Below are 19,688 nucleotides of genomic sequence, written 5' to 3'. Positions count from 1 at the left end.
CGCCTCAGTCGCCCTTGCCGCTCGCGGGCGTTTTCCTCTTCCGCTGGCGCCTGGGTTCCGGCGGCTCTTCCAGGGGCGCCGGCTCCGCCTCCGGCGCCTGTTCCGCCGCCAGCAGCGCCTCGCGTATCTCACGGTGGCGTTCGCGCCAGGCCTGCATGTCGATGCCGTGCCGCTCCAGCAGCACCGGGTTGCGCTCCACCAGGTAGACCGCGGCCGCCTGCGCCGAGTCGGCGACCTTCCAGGCGATCGACTGCGGCTCGATGCTGCCTTCATAGGCGATCCAGTCGCTGAACTCCGGGAAGGTTCCGCAGACCTTCTCGAAGTCCTCGTCGTGCATGCGCTGCAGTTCGTTCTCGATGTTCTCCAGGCGCTTGGCCGTCATTCCCACCAACTCGGCGAACTGCGGACGGCTCAAGCCCATCAGCTCGCGCAGGGCGCGCAAGCGCTTGCCAGCAGTGAACAAACGTCGATTCTTTACCATGTGTAGTCCGCGTCTGATGGTTCCCTATGCATATTGATTCACTAACTGTTAGTAGATCAATATGAATCCAAGCCCTCTAGACCGAGGGTTCCCCTCCAACATCGGACCATGGTGCAGGACGCCTGATGAAAGTGGAAGAACTCCCCCAAGAGGGTTTCGCCGAGTGCCCCCGCTATATAACCCTGATGCGTTTCGCCTTCCTGACCGGCCTCAGCGACCGACCGGACCTGCTCTACGCCTGGATAGAGAGCGGCGACCTGCCGATGCGAACCTTCGGTACGCAACGCCTGGTGGATATGCAGAAGCTGCAAAAACGCATCGAGGAAGCAAAAAAAGGGGCCGATTCAACCGGGTGAATCGGCCCTTTCTGAAAGACCCTGCCGCCGGCGAAACCCCTCAGCGATTGAGCATGAAGGTCTCGTACTCCAGGTCGTCCAGCGCGGTGGTCAGGCGGTACAGCCCGACCAGCACGCAGACCAGCAGCGACAGGGTGAAGCCGTAGCCGAAGAAGCTCGGCCCGAGCAGCAGGCTGACGAAGGTCAGGGCGCCGTTGACGATCACGAACAGCACGCAGAGTTCGAGGACGATGCGGCGCTTGTCCAGGTAGAAGAAGACGTTGAGCAAGGCCATGAACACTACCTGGATGCTCACCCCGATCAGGTCGATGTAGAACAGCGGCAGGTAATAGCGGGAAATTCCCAGCCAGCCGAGCAGTTGCGGCGCCAGCAGGAACAGCAGGACCACCGCCAGCCCCTGCACCTTGCAGATTTCCAGCAGGCCCTGGCGGATGGCGAGGATCATCTGCTCCTTGAGCAGGCCGATGTGCTGCAGGGTCTCGCCGCCGCGGATCGCCTCGTAGACCCGCTCGTACCACTCGGCGAAGTCGGTCTCGATGCGCACCAGGAACACCGCCATGCCGGGAATGATCGACAGGTAGGCGAGGAAGATCGGCAGGTCGTAGAGGATCGAGGCGCGCAGCGGGCCGATCACCAGGTCCGAGGTGGATGGGTTGAACCAGAAGATGAACTTGTCGATCCAGATCCCCAGGTTGTAGCAGAGGCCGGTCAGCAGCAGGCTGACGAAGACCTGTCGGCGGTCGAGGAAGTCGAAGGCCACCATGCGCCTGGCCGGGTACTCGCGGAGGATGTCGTAGAGGAAGACGAACAGCAGGCTGGCGTGGCCGATCAGCAATGCCAGCAGCAGGCCGTCCATCTGCATGAAACGCAGCAGGTAGGCACAGGCGACCATCAGCGCGTAGCCGATGAACATCACCAGCAGGATGCGTTTGTAGGCCTTCATTCCCGACAGGAAGATGATCACCAGCCACAGGTTGCAGAGCACCACGAAGTTGGCCATCACCAGCAGGCGGTAGGCGAACGGCTCATCGAACAGGGTCGCCAGCAATATCGCCGAGAGCAGGCCCGCCGCCAACGTCACCAGCAACAGCACGCCCACCAGGTTGGGCAGGATCGCCTCGTGCTTGCGCTCGAACAGGCGATCGGAAATGAAGCGGGTGAAGAACAGTTGCAGTCCCCCGGTGAAGATCAGCGACAGCGCCATCAGGTAGGTCACCGTGATCAGGAACTGCCGGACCAGCACGTCCGGCACCACCACGCCGAGGCTCAGCACGCCGATCAGCATCACGCTGACGATCGACAGCACCCAGGGACCGGAGCTGATCAGCCCGGCGTAGAGGTAGGCGCGCAGGGTCGCCGTATAGGAATCGCGGGAAAGGATCTTCCGCAGTTCGAAGCCGATGCCGGCCATGTCATGCAATCTCCGTGGCTTCGCGGTACAGCCCGCGGTAACGTCCGAGCATCAGCGCCTCGGTGTAGTAGCGTTCGACCCGTTGCAGGCCGACCGCCTGGGCCGCCTGCCAGCGCTGCGGATTGCGCAGCAGGGCGAGGATCGCCCGCGAAGTGGCCTGCGGGTCGGCGATCGCCACCACCTCCCCGGCGCGACCCAGGGCGCGATCTTCGGCGTCGGCGCCTTCGATCAGTTCGCGGCAGGAGCCGACGTCGCTGCTCACCACCGGGGCGCCGGCAGCCCAGGCTTCGAGGATCACCAGCGGCTGCGCTTCGCTGATCGAGGTGAGGACCATCAGGCCGAGTTGCGGCAGGACCTCGCCGATCCGACGGAAACCGAGGAACTTCACCTTGTCCTGCAGGCCGAGGCTGGCCACCAGGCTGCGGCATTCGCTGGCATAGTCCGGATCTTCCTCCTCCGGACCGACGATCCAGCCCTCCGCCTCCGGCATCGCGCTGACCACCCCGCGCATGGCGCGGATGAAGGTCTTCACGTCCTTGATCGGCACTACCCGGCCGACCAGCCCGACCACCGGCGGAATCCCCGGCGGCCGCCGTTCGAGGGCGCCGGCCCAGGCATCGAGGTCGATGCCGTTGGGGATCACCCGGGTGCGCCGTGGCTCGGCGCCATCGAGTACCTGGCGCTGGCGGTTGCCTTCGTAGAGGGCGACGATCGGATTGGCGGCGCGATAGGTGAGCAGGCCGACACGCTCGAAGAAGCGGATCCACAAGCGACGGATGTAGCTGACCTCGGCATCCAGTCCGGTACTCAGCTGCTCGTCGGGGTTCTCCGCGATCCAGTTGGCCTGGGCCAGGTCGATCTTGCGCTCCTTGGTGTAGATGCCGTGCTCGCTGAGCAGGTAGCGGCAGCCCCAGCGACGTTGCAGGATGCAGCCCAGCAGGCCGGCGTAGCCGGTGGAGATCGAGTGCAGCATGCGCGCCCGCGGCATCCGCCGGGCCGCCTCGGCGAGCATGAACACCGGCGCCTGCATCGAGCGCAGGGTCCAGAAGTAATTGACGAAGGACGGATCGGTGCAATAGCGCTCGTAGCCTGCGGTGATCGCCTCCCAACTGGCCTTGCTGTGGAGAAAGTCCTCGCGGCCGATGCGGCCCTCGGCGAGCAGGTCGAGCAGCGCGTCGCCCTCCTCCACGTCCGGCGTCTCCGGGTAGTGGAAGAAACGGTGCAGATCGCGCAACGCCTTTTCGGTCTCGCTACTGCCCTGTCGCGTCTGCGGGTTCGGCGAACTCCAGGCGGTTTCCAGGAAGTGTTCCTCGATGTGCAGCACATTGTCCGGGATCGGGTAGTGGCGCTTGCCGTAGGCATCCTTCTGGCCGCCGATGAAGAACACCGAGAAGGTCAGGTCGGGGAGACCGAGGATCAACTGGTTGACCCAGCTGGAGACGCCGCCGCGGACATAGGGCCAGGTGCCCTCCAGCAGCAGGCAGACATCGGCGACGGGCGCCGTCGGAGCGGTGTGTTCGGTCATGTCCAGTATCTCGCCAGGGCCGCGAAGGGCGGCCGTTGCAGCATGTCGTCGGGCATTCCGGCGAGAAGCCGGGGGATGTCCCGGTAGCGCCGCTGGAAGAACGCCACCTCGGCGCGGAACGGCGCCAGCTGGGCGCTATCGATTCCCGCCTCCTCGGCGGCCTGGAGGGCGCGTCCGGCATCCTCCAGGCGGCCTTGTTCGAGGGCGATGCGCCCGGCCAGCAGATGCAGGTCGGCCGAGGGTGCGCCGCGCAGCGCCTGGTCGGTATGCTCGCGCGCCTGCTCGAGGATGTGCTCCAGCACGCTGCCCTGGGCCAACCCCAGGTAGGCCAGTTCCCAGTACCAGCGCGCCAGGGTTCCGTGCAGCGCGCCGCGTCGCGCCGGCGTGGCGCCGGCGAGGCGGCCGAGGGCGGCCTCGATGCGCTGGTTGATCCGGCTTTCCTTCTGGTCGAGCATCGAGTAGGCCAGCAGGCGGACGTCGTCGGCGGGGTCGCGCAGGGCCAGCTTGAGGATCGGGATCGCCTCCTTGCCGGGCATCCGCCGGGTGGCGAAGATCGCCGTGAGCCGCTGGTTCGGGTCCGGCGCATGGCGCAGGACGTCCTGCAGACCGCCGTCGCTGAACATCATGTCGAGGCGCTTTTCCTTCGGCCGGAACGGCAGCTCGGGGACGCCCATCGCCTGCCAGGCCTGCTCGCCACGCTGGCGCGGCAGGTATAGCGCCGGGAATACCGCCGCGGCGACGCCGACCGCCCCGATCAGCGGCACGAAGAAGGCCAGGCTGAAGAGGAACAGCGGGCTCCACGGCAGCGGGAACTTGTAGCGCCGCGGCAGCAGCAGCCATACGCCGACGCACAGCAGCGCGCTGCCCAGGCCGTGGGCGAACAGGTAGAGCGCCAGCGCCTGGCCGAACGGCAGGTCGGCGAAGACACTCGCCCAACTGCTCAGCTCGAACAGGAAGGCGCCGCTAAACAGCCACTTGCTGATCATTCAGGCCGCACTCGTTGAAAAGGAAATGTCCCAGCGCCTGCCGATCGTTGCCGGCGTCCAGTTCGTACTGGCGGATGCGCACGCCCAGCGACTCCAGCTCGCGGGCCTGGCCGAAGCGTTCGGCGAAGAGAATCCTCAGGCGCTGCAGATACCCCTGGGAGCCTTCGGCGGAAGTCAGCGGCAACAACACCAGCAGGACCCGCCGGCCCTCGTCGTTGCGCAGTCGCAACTGCACGTCGAGGCCACGCTGGCTGCCTTCCAGCAGACGCTGGACCTCTTCGCCGTAGCGCGCATCGGTCAACTCGAAGGCATACAGGCAGGCCGGCAATCCATGGTCGCGGGCGTCCAGCAGGGAGCGCTTGAGGTACTGGGAGAAGCGCTGGGCGTCGATGTCGGCCAGTTGCAGTGCGCGACGGTCGCTCTGCAGCAAGTCGGCGATATGCCCGGCGAGGATCGCCAGCAGGCTGAAGGTACGTTCGTTGAAGACGAAGAACGGCATCTGCTCCACCGCCAGCAGGGCAAGGATCCGCCCATCGGTGTCGACCAGCGGCACGCACACCTGCAGCGCGCTGTGCGCACGCTGCTCGCCGCGCTCCAGCAGTTCCTGGCGCACGCTGACCAGTTCGCCGCGCTCCAGGCAGGTGCGCACCAGCAGATCGTCGGCGTCCAGCGCCGGCATCTCGCCGAGCGTCGCCAAGGGTTGCGGCTCCGGGGTGCGGTCGTGGCGCACCCGGTAGAGTCCGGCGATGCGCAGCGAACCGTACTGGGCCAGCAGCGCCAGCACGGTTTCCGCCAGCGCATCGAGCGGTGCCTCATCGCCCGGCAGCTCGCGCAGCAGTTGTCGCAGACCGAGCAGCGAACTGCGCAGGCTCTGGTCGTTGCCGGCGACCCGCTGTTCCAGGCGATCGTGGGAGATGCGCAGGATGTGATGGGCGCGGGTGAATTCGTCGAGGCGCAACTGACGGTACTCGTTCGCCAGCTCCAGGCGCTCCAGGCGGCGTTCCCAGATGTCGCGGAACTCGCCCACCAACATGGCGCAGAGCAGCACGCCGACGATGAAGGCCGCCGGTACCTGGGCATAGGCCTCGACGCCCTGGACGCGAAACGCGAACAGCGCCGCCACCAGCAGCGCCGCGCTGGCCAACCCGCGGACGAAGCCGTAGCGCATGCCCAGCAACAGGGGCGCGAGGATCACCCAGGGAAAGGTGGCGTTGACCTGCAGCGGGTCGTCCGGGCTGAACCACCAGCCCAGGCCCAGCGCGAGCGCGCTGATGACCAGCGTCTCGACCCAGGAGACGCTGCCGCTGGCGCGCGGTGCGAGGGCGAAATCCTTGTGCGCGGACATCGCCGTCACTCGAGCCGCAGGTCGCCGACCAGCTCGCGCAGGACTTTCTGCGCGGCGCCCGCCAGGCTTTCCCGGGACCAGCCGGCGCGCGCCCCGCTGGTGCTCCAGAGCACCCGCCCGGAGGCCGGCTCCAGCACCTGCAGGCTGACGCCCACCGCCGGCTCGCCGTCCAGGCCGTTCTTGTACTGCCACTCCTCGACGCTGCCGGTGACCACGTAGGCCAGCTTCTGCTGGCGTGCCCAGTCCAGCGCGCGCTGCTGGCGCTCGCGGTCGTCGACCAGTTGCAGGTCGCCTTGCGGCTGCGCCGGGTACAGGCGCGGCCGCACGCCCTCCTCGGCCAGCACGCTGAGCAGGATCTGCTCGGCACGCTCGCCGGCCTGCGGCGCCTGGGAGTAATTGAGCAGCGGCACCAGGCCCCACTGCGCGCCGCGCGCCAGCGGCGTAGCGCTTTCGCTGGTGAAGCTGGAGCAGCCCGCCATGAACAGGGCGACGGCCGCGAGAGCCAGGCAGCGGATGGATTGCATGTTGTGTTCCTCCTGTTGAATTCCGTATCCGGGCCGCGTTCAGCGGCCGAAGCGCGTGCTGTAGGTCACCCCGAGCGTGCCGCCGGCATCGCCGCCGCCGCCCTGGGGAGCCGACTGGTAGCCGAAGGTGAACGCCAGTTCGTCGTCGCCCAGCAGCTCCATGCCGATGCCGAGATCGATGCCGTAGTTGAACTCCTTCTCTGTCCACTGCCAGCCGGCCAGGGTGTCGACGATCCAGGTGTATTGCGGACGGCTGCGGTTCAGCGCGCCAGGGAAGCCACGGCGCCAGGTGCTGCCGAGGTAGACCTGGCCATAGCGGTCCTGCAGCAGGTCCTGGCTGCGCGCGCCATCGAGCGCCAGCGCACCGCCATGGGCCGCCAGCAGGTCGTCCGGCAGACGGTTCTCCAGGCGATTGCGCTGGTAGTCGATGCCGCCGCGCAGTTGCCAGGCCGGGCCATCGAAGAACAGTGTGTGGGCCCACTCCAGGGACAGCGCCTCGCCGTTGCCGAGGTCGTCGCCCTGGCGGGTGGAAAAGCGGTTGTGCGCCAGCGACCAGCTCAACTGGTCGCGCCCGCTGAGGGTGTGGCGGCCGCCGAGCCGTAGGCTGTCGCGCATGCCGAGGGCTCGCATCAGGCCGGTCTCGTCGGTCTCGCGGTGCCAGTCGAGGCCCGCTTCCAGTTCGTCGCGCGAGCTCAGCCGCCAATTGCGCAGCACCCCCAGACCGTGGCGGTCCTCGTCGTCGCGCCAGCTGCCATCGAGCGTCGCCGCGGCGAAGCCATCGGCCAGTTCGCGCCGCAACGTCAGCCTGGCGTTGCGTTCGCTACCGAGGAGCGAGCTATCCAGCGCATCGCCGTGATAGCGGCCACTGCCCAGTTCGAGATCGGCGTACCAGTCGTCGCCGAGGTGGCGCGCCGCGCGCAGCGTCGGCCCCTTGAAGTCGAGACCGCCGAAGTCGCGCTTGTTCCAACCCAGTTGCAGGCCCTGGGGAGTGCGTTCGAGGATTTCCGCCGCCTGCCGCCGCAGCTGCTCGCGGTTGTCGAGCGAGTGGCCGTCGCCCAGTGCGCCCAGGGCCTCGCCCAGCGCTTCGCCGCCATGGCCGAGACGCACCAGCGCCTCGACCCGCTGCGCCGGATCCAGCTCGCCGCGCTCCAGCAGGCGTTGCAGGGCGGCGCGATTCTGGCTGCGCAGGGCGGCCTGGATCTCTTCGTTGCGCCCGATCTTCAGGCCCCGGCCGCGCGCCCAGGCCAGCCAGTCATCCTTCAGCGGCTCCTGGTTGGTGGCGGCGAGCTGGTCGAGGAACTGCTCGAACCACAGCTGCAGCATCGCCGGCTCGCCATTCCAGGCCCGCCGCGCCTCGCCCTGGGCGAGCAGCGGCCCCTGGGCCACGGCGAGCAGGCGCAGGTAGGCGGCGAAGCTGTCCGGGGTGGCCCTGACCGCCTCGCGGTCGAGCCGCCGGAGCAGTAGTCGGCGCAGGCGCAGTGCCTTGTCCTGGTAGCCGCTGGCATCCAGTGCGTCGGCGTAGGCGGCCTGCACCAGCCAGTCGTTGGGATTGGACTTGAGGTACAGGCGGAACCAGGCCAGCGCCTGGTCGTTACGCTCGAGCAGCAGGCTGGCGCTGGCGAACGGCAGCCACAGCGTGCTGTCCCGCAGCGCCAGGCCATGCCACTGCGCCAACAGGGGCGCCAGGCTGTCGCGACGGCCACGGTCGATGTAGAACCAGAGCAGGCGTTCGCGCACCAGGTTCTCGCCGGGGAAACGCACCAGGGCTTCCCGGTACAGACGCTCGGCGACGTCGCCATGGCCTTCCTGTTCCGCCAGCCGCGCCCTGGCCACCCAGTAATAGGGGCTGCCCTGCGCTTCCGGCAGGCCTTCGGCCTCGGCCAGCAGGCTCTTCAGGGCCGGCCAGTCGTGGAGGTTCTCCGCCAGTTGCAGGGCGCTGGCCAGGCGCCGCGGATCGCGGCTGCGCTGCCAACTGCCGATAAGCACCTGCAAGGCCTGCTTCGGATTGCTGTCCCGGTACAGGGCGATCAACTGGTCCTCGTCGCTGCTGTTCAGGCGGATGTCCAGGGCCAGCATGCGCTCGTAGGCGGCGCGGGCATCGTCGTCCTGCTCCAGTGCCCAGGCCAGCGCCGCGCGCAGGCGCCAGAACTCCGGCTCGCGGATCGCGCGGGTATCCACGCCGGCGAGGACCTTCCAGGCCTGGCGCGGATCGAACAGGTTCCAGTGGGTTTCCGCCCACTGCATGCGTTCCTTGACACTCAGCGGGAAATGCCGGGCCATCCGCGCCCAGACCCCGGTCTCTTCCTGCAACTGCTGGGTGTGTTCGAGAATCTGTTGCAAGCGCTGCCAGGCCAGGCGCTGTTTCGGATAACGCTGCACGTAGCCGCGCAGCCATGCCTCGCCCTCTTCCGGCGTGCCGCGGGTTTCATGGCTGTAGACCAGCGCATCGAGTTCCTCGTCGGTCATCTGTCGCTGCGCACCGATGGGCGCCAGCAGCTCGATGGCGCTGTCGAAATCGAACATCTGCAGCGACAGGCGCCAGGCATGCTCGCGCAGGGCCGGGTCATCGGCGCCGGCCAGCAGTTGCTTCCAAAAGCCCAGCGCCCGCGGGCCGTTGCCGGTCCATTCGCCAAGGCGCGCGAGATCGGCCAGCAGCGTCCTGTCCTCCGGGCGCAGGGCCAGCAGCTCCTGGCCGACCTCCCAGGCCCGCTCGACCCGCCCGGCGGCCATGTTCAGACGCAGGTCGGCGGCCAGCGCCTCATGGTCCTCGGGGCGCAATTCGCGCCAGCGCCGGATGAAGCGTTCGGCCAGGTCGTAGCGCTGGCTGCCTTCGGCGGCGCGTACGCCCTGGGCGAGCCAGGCCAGGGTCGATTCATCCTCCGGCAAGGCGTCCAGCCGCTCGTCCACCAACACCGCCGCCTGTTCGCCGCGCTCGCCAGCGAGCAGGCTGGCGAAGGCCTGGCGCAGATAGGCCAGGCGCTTCGCCGGCTCGGTTTGCGCTTCGGCCAGTTGCCGCTGGATGTCCGCCGCCGGCAGCGGCTCGCCGGAAGCCAGGTACCAGCGCGCCGCCTCGTCCAGCCAGCGCTGCCGGCCCTGCGGGTCGCGGCCGGCCAGTTCGGCAAAGGTCCGCGCCGCCAGGTCCGGCGCGTCCAGGGCCAGGGCATGACGGGCAAGTCGTTCGAGCATGGCGTCGTTCAACGAAACGTGCTCGATCTTGCGCAGGCGCTCCAGCAATCGGCGCGTCTGCTCCTCATCCATGCCCTCGGGCCTGGCCAAGGCGCCAAGGATGTCCAGTTCCACCTCGTAGAACGGCGTTGCCAGGCGGTCCTTGCCGCGCAGACGGGCGAGGTGATGACGCGCCTGCTCGAAGTCGCCGAGCTTGACCAGCAGGTCGATCAGGGTCAGGCGCAGCGCGTCGTTCTCCGGGTGCGCCTGCAACAGCAGTTCGGCGTAGTTCACCGAGACCGCGTCGGGCTCGCCATCGCCGCTGGGCATGAATACTTCTTCGCTGTTGAAGGTCAGCCACAGCACCAGCGCCACCCCGAGAGCGACCGGCAGCAGGGCCCAGGGATTCAGCAGGCGCGCCTGGGGATGCTTGTCAGCGGCAGACGAGTTGGCCATCGCGCACCTGCTCCATCGGCAACTCGAACGTCCACAGGCCGTTGCCGGCCTTTCCCGGGAAGGCCTTGCCGGCCGCACTCAGCCGGCAATCGCCCGCCGCGCGCACCACCAGGCGTAATGGCAGGTGCCCGGCGAAGGCGAACTCGACGCGGCCATCGTCGCGGTAGCGCCAGTGCTTCAGCGGCAGGTTGGCCTCCTCCAGCGCCGGCCGCGGATCGCGGCTGTCGCGCAGGACCAGGCGCGCATTCGCCGCACTCAGGTGCACATAGCGCCCCTGGGGCAGGTCGCGCACGCCCGCGACTCCCGTGGAGCGGCCGAGGTCCGGCCAACCCAGCGCCGGGTCCAGGCGCACCGTGCGCAAGGCGGCGAAGCCGCGCAACTGCCAGCTGCCATCGGCACGCTTGGCCAGGCTGGCGCGATGCAGGCCTTCCAGGCGCGGGATGTAGTCGCTCATCCACAGCGACAACGGATGCTCCGCCTGCATCGCCGCGTAGATCTGGTGCATGGTGCGGATCGAGGCCTGCTTGGTCCCCGAATAGAAGTGGTAGTACAGGTGCAGGCCGCGCAGGCGGCGCGGGCTGTCGGTCAGGGCGAAGGTATCGATGACGCCGCGGAAGCCGTAGTACGGCCCCTGCCAGAGATTGGTGTAGACGTTCTCGTTGATGATCGGCGCGTAGTACTGCACGCCGCCGCGGGTGGGCCGGATCAGCGGGTAGAGTCCGGTCAGCGAGGGAAAGGCCCGGGTCAGCGCGGTATTGCCGCCGTTGACGTTCATCAGCCCGGCGTCGTAGGCGAGCTTGATGGTGGCGGCGTCGGGCAGCGCGTCGCCGGACCAGAAGATCATCTTGACCGGCTTCCGCGGGGTGGTCAGGCGCTGCTCGATGTAGTCGCGGGCGCCGATCACCTCGCGTACGAAGTCGACCTTGTCGTAGCCCGGGATAGCCATCTTGTAGCCATACTGGGCCTCGAAGTTCTCGCCCTGCTCGGCCAGTTGCGGCTGCCAGAAGAACGGATGGCTGAAGGTATGGCTGGCGACCTCCACCTTGTCGTCGGCGAAGATGCGCCGGGCGATCGGCTCCAGTTCCCTGGCCAGGTGCGGGTACATGCCCTTCGGCCCGACCTCGCCTTCGATCACCGAGACCGAGGTGAGGAACGGATAGGGCTTGATGAAGTCCTCCAGCACCTGCTGGCCGGCATAGGGACTGCCGGGCACCTCGGCACGGGAGACGAAGCCGTCGCCATCGATGTGCACGGTGGCGATGCGCCGGCCATTCTCGGTGGTCGCGTCGGGACTCGGCAGCGGCACAAGACGCAAGGCCTTGCGCAGGAAGGCGAACGGATCGAGGATCCAGCGCCGGTGCTCGCTACCCTCCTCCAGCACATAGGGCGCCAGGGCGAAGCCCCCCCAGTCGGCGGTCGCCACCGGCACGTACTCCTTGCCGTCGCCCTTGAGCTTGAGCGCCGGGGTCACCCGCGCCGGATCGAGTACGGTGAGCGCCGGCAGGTCGCGGACCCGGATCACCAGCGGCGCTTCGAAGGCGCCCAGCAGCGCCTGGTCGTGGGTCTCGGTGCTCGGCTTGACCTTGAGCTTCTGCGACAGCCGGCGAATACCCAGGCGCTGCAACAGGCCGTCGTTCTCTGTGGGCAGGCCGGCGAGGAACGCCACCGGCACCTTTTCGTCGAGACGCGCAGCGATCCAGTTGTCGAAGGCGTCGCTGGCCAGCGGCGGTCCACTGGTCATCCAGGTGACTACCCCCGCGTAGAGACCGCTCAGCGGACGTTCGGGCAGCGGCTGGTCGGTGGGCAGGTAGTCGACCCGATAACCGAGGTATTCGAGCAGGCCGCCGAGGTAGACGTGGCCGGGGCTCAGGGTCAGGTCGCCCTCGCGCGGATCGTAGAGCAGCGCGATGCGCCGCGGTTGCACCTCGACGTCGCTCACCCCCAGGTAGTCCAGCGCCGGGGTGCTGACGAACGGCACGTAGCCTTCGCTACGCAGGCGCGCAGCGAGCGCGCGCGCCTCGTCGCGCCGCTCCGGCGGCAGGTAGTCGATGGCGACGATGGGCATGCCCTGGGCGCGCAGGGCATCCAGGTGACCCTTCAGCCAATCGCGATCGTCCTGGGGCACCTCGCGGTATTGCCCGGCAGCGGCGTCCCAACCGGCATGGATCGACTCCACGGCCACCGCCGACGCGACGCCGGGCAACTCCGGCAGCACTTCGAAACCGCGATTGAAAAACAGCTTGAGGCCCGGCTCCTGGCGATGCAGCTGGGCGAGGAAACTGGCCAGCGCCCGGCGCTGGCCCTCGCGGCGCTCCTCGGCCTGTAGCTGGAAGCTGTCCAGGGTATCGAGGAACAGGCCGGCGTAGCCCTGTTTGCGCAGCTCCGCGGCGCGCTTGAGCAGGTACGCCCGCCAGCTCGGCGCGGCGAGGTCCATTACCTGGCTGTTCCAGGCTTGGTTGCGGACCGCGCTCTTGCCCCGGGCCAGGCCGCTGTCGGCGATGGCGGCGGCGTCGCCGTCGAACTCGCCGACCGACAGATAGGCGAAGGGCGTGCTGCCCTGCTCTTTCAGATACCCGACATCGGCCGGCTTGAGGTGCGCCGCTTCGAGCACCACCCAGTCGAACTGGGAAAGCTCGGCCAGCGGCGGCCGCTCGGCGTACCAGAACGCCACGCTGGACGGCCCGCCGGCAGCCCCTGCGGCAGTGCCGGCACAAAGCGCCAGCGCCAGGCCGGCAAGCCAGGCGAGCGGGCGCTCGATGGGTCGAAGGGTGTTACGGCGGGACGGCAGACGCAGCACGGCGATTCCTTTCTTGCTGAACCGCATGCCCAGCCTACGCGGCAGGGTCGATACCGACCGAAGCGGCAGGTCGGAAGCATGGATGCGGTTTCCGGTGGCAACGTCGAATCCCTGGCAGTGCGGGCACGGGCAAAGCAGCCGCAGGCGATTAACGTCAATCTAATGACTAAATATGCTAATTGCTAAATTTTTAAGCGGAAACTGTCAATTTTTAGGCGCGCACATGGCGCCATGGTGTCCTTTTGCCTGCTCTTGCCTCCCGCGTGACCGCCGCGACGTCATCGGAAACTCACCGGACGGGGAAGGAAGTACGGGCTGCCGGGGGTTTATGCGATCGACAGGATCCCGGCCAAGGCATATGAAGCGGAGAAGTCATAGATCCATATGAACCTATGAATAGATTTTCTAATAACTAAATATTTATTAAATCTGTGAGTCAGGTTGTCCTTTCCAGGCCAACGCCGGGCGCCGGACATTTGTCGCCGCGCAGCGCCTCAGCCACCGCAAGCACCGCAGGTTTTCGCCGCGCCAGAATGAAAGAGCCCCGCACTCAGGCGGGGCTCTTGCTTGCCGTCAGGCCGCTCGCATCAGGGGATGCAGACACCGTGCTGGCTGCTCTGCGCCAGGTCCATCAGCTCGCGGTTGGCCACGGCGTACATGGCGTAGTCGGTACCCGACGCGGCACGCAGTTCGACCAGCATCGCCCGCCAGCGCTCGACCAGCGGCAGGTGCTGTTCCAGCCACAGGCCGACGCGAGCCTCGACCTCCTTCGGTCCGTCCTGCATCTGCAACACCGAGACGGTGATCGCCCGCTGCTGCCAGTCGAGGTCGTCGCGGAACGCCTCGCGGGCCAGCGCCTGCCAGTTGTTCTCCACCGGCAGGTTGGTGATCTGTTGCAGGTACCAGGTCAGGTCCAGCGCGCTGCCCACGGCGAAATAGGCCTTGGCCACTTCCGCGGTGTCCTGGCCGGTCACGTCGGACGCCTCGATGATCGGCAGCAGCGTGTACAAGTGGCTGGTACCGGCCACCATGCGTGCCAGCAGTTCCGGCACGCCGGCGTCGACGTAGGTCTGGTAGCGCGCCTGCCACAGCTCGCGGGTCGGCCCTTCGAGCAGCTCGTTGAGCTTCAGGCCGAGGGCGGCGATGCGCGGGCCGAAGTGGGCCACGTCGCGCGCCGCGTCCAGCTCGTTGCGGCGGCTGCGGAGGAACCAGCGGGTGGCGCGGCGGCCGAGGCGCATCAGTTCGTCCATCAGGGTCAGCTGGATATCAGCGGGCACCTGGTAGTCGAGATTCTCGATCTGGCGGAACCAATGCGGCAGGTGGAACACGTCGCGGACGATCACGTAGGCCCCGGCGACGTTGGCCGCGCTCATGCCGGTGGACTCCTTCAGGCGCTGCACGAAGGTGATGCCCATGTGGTTGACCAGGTCGTTGGCGATCTGCGTGCTGACGATCTCGCGCTTCAGGCGATGGCGGCGCATGGCGTCGCCGAACTTCTCCGCCAGCAATGCCGGGAAGGCGGTCTCCATGTCGCGGGTCAGGTAGTCGTCGTCCGGCACCAGCGATTTCAGCAGCGATTCCTTGAGGTCGATCTTGCTGTAGGAGATCAGCACCGACAGCTCGGCGCGGGTCAGCCCCTGGCCGGCACTGATGCGTTCCGCCAGCTCCTCGTCGGAAGGCAGGAACTCCAGGGCGCGATCGAGCTTGCCACGCGCCTCGAGGTCGCCCATCAGCCGCTTGTACTCGGCGATCCGCTCGCGGGCGCGACGTTGCGCCAGGGACAGCGCCTGGGTCTGCTTGTAGTTGTTGCCCAGCACCAGGGCGCCGACCGCGTCGGTCATCTTCACCAGCAGCGCGTTGCGCTGCTTCTCGGTCATGTCGCCGGCCTGCACCACTTCGTTGAGCAGGATCTTGATGTTGACCTCATGGTCGGAGCAGTCCACGCCACCGGCGTTGTCGATGAAGTCGGTGTTGTTGGCACCGCCGTGCAGGCCGAACTCGACCCGCGCCAGTTGGGTCATGCCCAGGTTGCCGCCCTCGCCCACCACCTTCGCGCGCAGCTCGCGGCCGTCGACGCGCAGACCGTCGTTGGCCTTGTCGCCGACATCGGCGTGGGTTTCCTTGCTCGACTTCACGTAGGTGCCGATCCCGCCGTTCCAGAGCAGGTCGACCGGCGCCTTGAGCAGCGCATGGATCAGCTCGGTGGGCGCCAGCCTGTCGGCCTGGATGTCGAAGCGCGCCTTCATTTCCGGGGTGATGGCGATGCTCTTGGCGCTGCGCAGGAAGATCCCGCCGCCGACGGAGATCAGCTTGGCGTCGTAGTCGGCCCAGCTCGAACGCGGCAGGTTGAACAGGCGCTGGCGCTCGACGAAGCTGCTGGCGGCGTCCGGGTTCGGGTCGATGAAGATATGCATGTGGTTGAAGGCGGCCACCAGTTGCAGCTTGTCCGACATCAGCAGGCCGTTGCCGAACACGTCGCCGGCCATGTCGCCGATGCCGATGACGCTGATGTTGTCCTTCTGCACGTCGATGCCGCGCTCGCGGAAGTGCCGTTGCACGCTGACCCAGGCGCCCTTGGCGGTAATCCCCATGCCCTTGTGGTCGTAGCCGGCGGAGCCGCCCGAGGCGAAGGCGTCGCCGAGCCAGAAGCCGTACTCGGCGGCGATGCCGTTGGCGATGTCGGAGAAGGTCGCCGTGCCCTTGTCCGCGGCGACCACCAGGTAAGGATCGTCCTCGTCGTGGCGGACCACGTTGGCCGGCGGCACCACTTCGCCTTCCTTGAGGTTGTCGGTGATATCGAGCAGGCCGGAAATGAAGATCCGGTAGCAGGCGATCGCCTCGGCCTGGATCTCGTCGCGGCTACCGCCAAGCGGCAGGCGGCGCGGGACGAAGCCGCCCTTGGCGCCGACCGGCACGATCACCGCGTTCTTCACCTGCTGGGCCTTGACCAGGCCGAGCACCTCGGTGCGGAAGTCTTCCTCGCGGTCCGACCAGCGCAAGCCGCCGCGAGCCACCTTGCCGCCGCGCAGGTGCACGCCCTCGACGCGCGGCGAGTAGACGAAGATCTCGTACTTGGGCACCGGCCTGGGCAGCTCCGGAATGGCCTTCGGGTTGAACTTGAAGCTGAAGTAGCTCTTGTTCTGGCCGTTGCCGTCGGGCTGGTAGAAGTTGGTCCGCAGGGTCGCCTTGATCAGGTCGAGGTAGCGCCGCAGGATGCGGTCCTCGTTGAGCACCTGGACTTCGTCGAGGGCACCGAGGATCGCCTGCTCCAGCTTCTGTTGCTTGTCTTCCAGGTCTTCCGCGGTGAGTTTGCGCGCCAGGTAGAAGCGGGTCTTGAACAGCCGCACCAGCTCGCGGGCGATGTCGGTGTGGGCATTCAGCGCACTGGCGATGTAGCCGAGGTCGAAGCCCAGGCGGATCTGCTTCAGGTAACGCGCGTAGGCACGCAGCAGGGCGACGTCGCGCCACGGCAGGTTGGCGGTCAGCACCAGGCGGTTGAAGGCGTCGTTCTCGGCGTCGCCGCTGACGATGTGGACGAAGGCGTCCTGGAGGATCTCGTTGAGCTGCTGGATGTCCACGTCCAGCCCTTCGGCGTAGGTGAAGGCGAAGTCATGGATCCAGTATTCGCGGCCGTTCTGGTGGCGCAGGCGGTAGGGGAATTCGCCGAGCACGCGCAGGCCGAGGTTCTCCAGGATCGGCAGGACGTCGGACAGGGCCAGCGGGGTGTCGGCGTGGTACAGCTTGCAGTGCAGTTGCTGCTCGCCCTGCGCCAGCGGCTGGTAGAAGCTCATCACCAGCGGGCGCTGCTCGGAGAGGCTGAGCAGGTGCTGCAGGTCGACCACCGCGAAGTGCGGGGCGAAGCGCTCGCGATAGCCGGCCGGGAAGCCTTTCGGGAAGTCGGCCAGGACGTTGGTGCCCTTGGCCTCGCCGAGGTTTTCCACCACCAGGCTGCTGTAGTCGTCCTGCCAGGAACGGCAGGCCTGGATCACTTCTTCTTCCAGGCGCGCCGGGTCGATGTCGATGCGCGACTTCGGGTCGACGCGGAGGATGAACTGCACGCGGGCCAGTACCGACTCGGAGAAGAAGGTCCAGAACTCGCAGTCGCTGGCCTGCAGGCGCTCCATCAGGACCTGCTGGATCTTCAGGCGCGTCTCGGTGGAATACACGTCGCGCGGCACGTAGGCCAGGCAGTAGCAGAAGCGACCGTAGGGGTCCTTGCGCAGGAACACGCGGATCTTGTTGCGCTCCTGGATGCGGACGATCGCCAGGGCGGTGCTGAACAGCTCGTCCACCGGGGTCTGGAACAGGTCGTCGCGCGGCAGTACTTCCAGCACCTGGGCCAGTTCCTTGCCGAGGTGGGCCTTGGTGTCGAAACCGGAGCGCCGCATCACTTCGGCGACCTTGCCGCGGATGAAGGGGATGTCGTTGACGCTCTCGTTGTACACCGAGGAGGTGAACAGGCCCATGAAGCGGCACTCGCGGATCACCCGGCCCTTGCCGTCCAGCTCGCGGATCGACACGTAGTCCGGGTAGGCCGGGCGGTGCACACGGCTCGGATGGGCAGCCTTGGCGAAGGACAGCAGGACCGGTTCGCGCAGGTAGGCGACGGCATAGTCCTCGATGTGCAGGTCATCCTTGCTCAGGCCGGCACGCAGCAGACGGGTCAGGCCGAGGAAGGATTTCTCGTCGTAGACCATGCGCCCGCCGTCGGCCTCGTCGGCGACGCTGAATTCCTCGTAGCCGAGGAAGGTGAAGTGGTTGTCCAGCAGCCATTCGAGATAGCTGCGTACTTCCTTCAGTTCCTCCGCCGGCACCTTCAGCTTGGCCTTGCCAAGCCAGGTCAGCAGTTCGCGGGCCTTGGCCTTCATCGGTTCGAAGTCGGCGACGGTCACGCGTACTTCACCGAGCACTTCCAGGATGGCCTTCTCCAGCGCCCGCAGTTCGCCGGCGTGGGCGCAACGGTCGATCTCCAGGTACATCAGCGATTCCTGGCTGACGTCCTTGCCCTGGCTACCCTTGGGCAGGATTTCCTTCAGCTCGCCCTTGGCCGAGCGGCGCACGCTGAGGACGTTGGTCTGCAGGGTATGGATGCTGTAGCCGCGGCGGTTCAGTTCCATGCGCACCGAGTCGACCAGGAACGGCAGGTCCGGGTGCAGCACTTCTACCGCGGTGTGGGTGGATTGCCAGCCGTGCTTCTCGTAGTCGGGGTTGTATACGCGGACTTCGGGCTGGTCGCGGTCGAAGCGCTCCAGCAGGCGCCAGGCGGAAAGGGTGCAACCGACCAGGTCGGAAAGCCGACGCTGGGTCAGTTCATCGAGGGAGATCAGGCTGAAGAACTGTTCGGCGAACAGCGTGACTTGTGGTAACGCCTTGTCGCCGAGGTGCTGCGCCAGTGCCGTCTGCAGTTGATGCTGGAAATCGGCTTTGCTGGCCGCGGTGAAGAACGCCATGGTTGTACTCCGCTTGGCTTGTTATTTCATGGAGGCGAGCGGTTCGCGGGAAAGGTCGCGAGCAACGCACCTTCGGACCGACCCTCGCTGCGTCCATGAAGTTCAGCAGAAGCTGAGCATTAATCCAGGCAGGCAGGCGCACAGCAAAGGCTGACCGGCAACCGCCCTTTTCGGCGAGCGACCCGCCGGTCATATCCGACAGAGCTTAACGAGCCGGCAAGGCAAAACACTTACCGTGCTGCGACATATTCGTTCACCCCGGGAGCATCGGCTCACTGCACCGGCAGGAAATGCATGAACAGCAGTCCCTGGGCGTAGTTCACGCTGATCCGCCGGTAGCGTTCGCCGAGCACCTCGGCGAGCAGGTCCAGGCGCGCGACGATCTTGGCGAACTCGCGGGCGTAGCTGAGGTTGCTGGCGTCGTCGGTGAGGGCGTTGGAAAGCAGCAACGGGGCACCCTTGTCGTCCTTGCGGGTAGCCAGCATCCAGGTGGCGACCTCAACGTTGCGCGCGGCGTTGTAGACGTACTGCGCGTCGATCCCCTGGTAGACGTAGAACTCGGTGCGCCCGCCATGGGCGGTGATCAGCATGCTGGCCAGGGAGTATATGAAGGCACCGACGCGGTCGCCCTTGAACGCCGGATCGAGGGAGTAGGACAGTGCGGCGATGTCGCGGCGGCCGCCCAGGTCGCTGAGTTCGCGGTTCTGCTCGATGGCCCGGCGGATCGCCAGCTCGGCGTCGGCCTGGCTCGGCAGGCCGGTCTTCTTCCATTCGGCGGGATTGCGCTTGTACAGCTTCCAGAGCAACTGGTAGAGGCTTTGCAGGTTGTCGCGCATGGCCAGGGTGGCCATGCGATCGGCATCGGTCTGGAGGAATTCGCCGGCGCGCATCGAACCCTGGCTGGTGTCCTCGCCGGCGGCGTTGCGCGGCGCGTTCGAACATCCGCTGGCGAGCGCGCCGAGCAGCAACAGCAGCCCACCGACCCAGCGCCGCCACCCACGCCGGGCGCGGCCCTCCCCCTTGCGCCGGGCAAGCCCCGGCAATGTCGCTCCTGACAAACGCTCTGTCCATTCGCTGTTCGCATCGCGGAAACCGACCCGCCTGAGCCGGCGAAGTTCCCCGGGCGCGTCGATCCGCCGCGCTTCGCGAGGCAGGTCACGGCGAGAGGCGGAGGCTTTTCACCGGCATACCC

General features: G+C 67.2%; 11 protein-coding genes. 1 reads left to right on the top strand and 10 read right to left on the bottom strand.

Features of this window, described 5'->3' with window-relative positions:
* Positions 1–4: 4 nt before the first annotated feature.
* Entirely contained in the window at positions 5–481 is a 477-nt protein-coding gene (locus FHW81_RS06160; protein WP_009313801.1) for a helix-turn-helix domain-containing protein, read from the bottom strand.
* Between the two features lie 125 nt (positions 482–606).
* Between FHW81_RS06160 and FHW81_RS06155 the strand changes: the two genes are divergently transcribed.
* Positions 607–837, top strand: a complete 231-nt coding sequence (locus FHW81_RS06155) for a hypothetical protein (protein WP_003091282.1) — start codon at positions 607–609, stop codon at positions 835–837.
* 40 nt (positions 838–877) lie between these two features.
* Here the strand turns inward: FHW81_RS06155 and pelG are convergent, their stop codons facing one another.
* The 9 genes from pelG to FHW81_RS06110 all read right to left on the bottom strand — a co-directional run bounded on the left by pelG (position 878) and on the right by FHW81_RS06110 (position 19,539).
* On the bottom strand, positions 878–2,248 hold the full coding sequence (pelG, locus tag FHW81_RS06150) for an exopolysaccharide Pel transporter PelG (protein ID WP_003091283.1): 1,371 nt from the start codon (positions 2,246–2,248) through the stop codon (positions 878–880).
* Position 2,249: 1 nt separating this feature from the next.
* Positions 2,250–3,773, bottom strand: coding sequence for a GT4 family glycosyltransferase PelF (gene pelF, locus FHW81_RS06145; protein WP_003103472.1), 1,524 nt, complete (start codon positions 3,771–3,773; stop codon positions 2,250–2,252).
* Positions 3,770–4,759 carry a tetratricopeptide repeat protein gene (locus FHW81_RS06140; protein WP_003116464.1) on the bottom strand — a complete coding sequence of 330 codons (990 nt, stop codon included), beginning with the start codon at positions 4,757–4,759 and terminating at the stop codon, positions 3,770–3,772. The genes pelF and FHW81_RS06140 overlap by 4 nt, the downstream gene beginning before the upstream one ends.
* Positions 4,737–6,104, bottom strand: a complete 1,368-nt coding sequence (locus FHW81_RS06135) for a PelD GGDEF domain-containing protein (RefSeq protein ID WP_003143627.1) — start codon at positions 6,102–6,104, stop codon at positions 4,737–4,739. The genes FHW81_RS06140 and FHW81_RS06135 overlap by 23 nt, the downstream gene beginning before the upstream one ends.
* A gap of 5 nt (positions 6,105–6,109) precedes the next feature.
* Positions 6,110–6,628 carry a pellicle/biofilm biosynthesis outer membrane protein PelC gene (locus FHW81_RS06130; RefSeq protein ID WP_003091288.1) on the bottom strand — a complete coding sequence of 173 codons (519 nt, stop codon included), beginning with the start codon at positions 6,626–6,628 and terminating at the stop codon, positions 6,110–6,112.
* Positions 6,629–6,667: 39 nt separating this feature from the next.
* Complete coding sequence (locus tag FHW81_RS06125; RefSeq protein ID WP_030045994.1) at positions 6,668–10,249, bottom strand: tetratricopeptide repeat protein; 3,582 nt, start codon at positions 10,247–10,249, stop codon at positions 6,668–6,670.
* On the bottom strand, positions 10,227–13,073 hold the full coding sequence (locus FHW81_RS06120; RefSeq protein WP_171893924.1) for a bifunctional glycoside hydrolase 114/ polysaccharide deacetylase family protein: 2,847 nt from the start codon (positions 13,071–13,073) through the stop codon (positions 10,227–10,229). Before FHW81_RS06120 ends, FHW81_RS06125 begins: the two co-directional genes overlap by 23 nt.
* Before the next feature lie 560 nt (positions 13,074–13,633).
* A complete protein-coding gene (gdhB, locus tag FHW81_RS06115) occupies positions 13,634–18,496 on the bottom strand; it encodes an NAD-glutamate dehydrogenase GdhB (protein ID WP_023091159.1) in 4,863 nt (1,620 codons plus the stop codon).
* A 272-nt stretch (positions 18,497–18,768) separates the two neighbouring features.
* Positions 18,769–19,539 carry a hypothetical protein gene (locus FHW81_RS06110; protein ID WP_003091293.1) on the bottom strand — a complete coding sequence of 257 codons (771 nt, stop codon included), beginning with the start codon at positions 19,537–19,539 and terminating at the stop codon, positions 18,769–18,771.
* Positions 19,540–19,688: the final 149 nt, after the last annotated feature.

Origin of the sequence: Pseudomonas sp. RC10-4-2 (assembly GCF_050433085.1) — a bacterium.
Taxonomy (GTDB): Bacteria; Pseudomonadota; Gammaproteobacteria; order Pseudomonadales; family Pseudomonadaceae; genus Pseudomonas; species Pseudomonas aeruginosa.
Note: the sequence above shows the minus strand (reverse complement) of the source record. Positions and strands in the feature narration are given on the sequence as shown.

Excerpts from the sequence above, each read along its gene's own strand:
- gdhB (WP_023091159.1), bottom strand. The coding sequence starts at position 18,496 with ATGGCGTTCTTCACCGCGGCCAGCAAAGCCGATTTCCAGCATCAACTG.
- FHW81_RS06160 (WP_009313801.1), bottom strand. The coding sequence starts at position 481 with ATGGTAAAGAATCGACGTTTGTTCACTGCTGGCAAGCGCTTGCGCGCC.
- FHW81_RS06130 (WP_003091288.1), bottom strand. The coding sequence starts at position 6,628 with ATGCAATCCATCCGCTGCCTGGCTCTCGCGGCCGTCGCCCTGTTCATG.
- pelF (WP_003103472.1), bottom strand. The coding sequence starts at position 3,773 with ATGACCGAACACACCGCTCCGACGGCGCCCGTCGCCGATGTCTGCCTG.
- FHW81_RS06125 (WP_030045994.1), bottom strand. The coding sequence starts at position 10,249 with ATGGCCAACTCGTCTGCCGCTGACAAGCATCCCCAGGCGCGCCTGCTG.
- FHW81_RS06120 (WP_171893924.1), bottom strand. The coding sequence starts at position 13,073 with ATGCGGTTCAGCAAGAAAGGAATCGCCGTGCTGCGTCTGCCGTCCCGC.
- FHW81_RS06140 (WP_003116464.1), bottom strand. The coding sequence starts at position 4,759 with ATGATCAGCAAGTGGCTGTTTAGCGGCGCCTTCCTGTTCGAGCTGAGC.
- FHW81_RS06135 (WP_003143627.1), bottom strand. The coding sequence starts at position 6,104 with ATGTCCGCGCACAAGGATTTCGCCCTCGCACCGCGCGCCAGCGGCAGC.
- pelG (WP_003091283.1), bottom strand. The coding sequence starts at position 2,248 with ATGGCCGGCATCGGCTTCGAACTGCGGAAGATCCTTTCCCGCGATTCC.
- FHW81_RS06155 (WP_003091282.1), top strand. The coding sequence starts at position 607 with ATGAAAGTGGAAGAACTCCCCCAAGAGGGTTTCGCCGAGTGCCCCCGC.